This is a genomic window from Burkholderia sp. Ac-20392, assembly GCF_017104585.1.
Classification (GTDB): domain Bacteria; phylum Pseudomonadota; class Gammaproteobacteria; order Burkholderiales; family Burkholderiaceae; genus Burkholderia; species Burkholderia lata.
This window is the reverse complement of the sequence record NZ_JAAGPB010001084.1, coordinates 1-937: the sequence shown is the minus strand read 5'-3', so window position 1 is coordinate 937 and position 937 is coordinate 1. Positions and strand designations below refer to the sequence as shown.

The 937-nt window shown below is 73.0% G+C and carries 1 protein-coding gene; it reads right to left on the bottom strand.

Annotation, left to right across the window (positions count from 1 at the left end):
- Positions 1 to 30 precede the first annotated feature (30 nt).
- The gene (gene cobA, locus G3N99_RS40910; protein WP_206125274.1) at positions 31 to 780 is read right to left on the bottom strand and encodes a uroporphyrinogen-III C-methyltransferase; all 750 of its coding nucleotides are present in this window, start codon (positions 778 to 780) and stop codon (positions 31 to 33) included.
- Positions 781 to 937: the final 157 nt, after the last annotated feature.

Genomic DNA, 937 nt, shown 5'->3' with positions numbered 1-937 from the left:
CGCGGAAACCGACGCCCAGCGCGACGCGCATCATGCGCCGCCGCTGAGCGCGGCACGTACCGCGGGATCGTCGGCGAATGCCGCGACGCGGCCGATCACGACGATCGCCGGCGAGCCGATGCCGGTCGCACCGACGCGTTCGACGAGCGTGTCGAGCGTCGCGAGCACGTGCCGTTGTTCGGGACGCGTCGCATTCTCGATCGCCGCGCACGGCGTATCGCCGGGCAGGCCGCCTTCACGCAGTGCGGTGGCAATCGCGTCGAGCCGGCGGATGCCCATGTAAATGACGATCGTCATGCGCGTGGCCGCGAGCGCACGCCAGTCGGGTTCGTCGGCGCCCGCGCCGTGGCCCGTGACGAAAATCACGCCCTGCGCGTCGCCGCGCTGCGTGACCGGGATGCCGATTGCGGCCGGCGCGGCGATGCCCGCGGTGACGCCGTTCACGACCTCGACCGGGAATCCCGCCGCACCGAGCGCGGCCAGCTCCTCGCCGCCGCGGCCGAACACGAACGGATCGCCGCCCTTGAGCCGCGCGACGCTGCGGCCCGCGCGCAGATGCACGAGCATCGCGGCGACGATCGTCTCCTGCGGTGTCGACGCATGCCCGCCGCGCTTGCCGACGTGCTCGATGTGCGCATCGGCACGTGCATGGCGCAGCACGTCGGGATTCACGAGATCGTCGACGAGCAGCACGTCCGCCGCGCCGATCGCGTGGACGGCCTTGAGCGTCAGCAGGTCGGCGTCGCCGGGGCCGGCGCCGATGAGCCACGCGCGGCTCATCGGGCGCGGCACGGCATGCACCGTGTCGTAACAGTGGAACAGGGCAGGCGGGCGGCACGGTGGCGGCCGGCAGACAGGTCAAGCATGACGGATCGAGCGAAGCCCGCGCGGACGCGGGCGGAATGCGCACCCCATCCGTCCCCCGCGGATCGGGCGG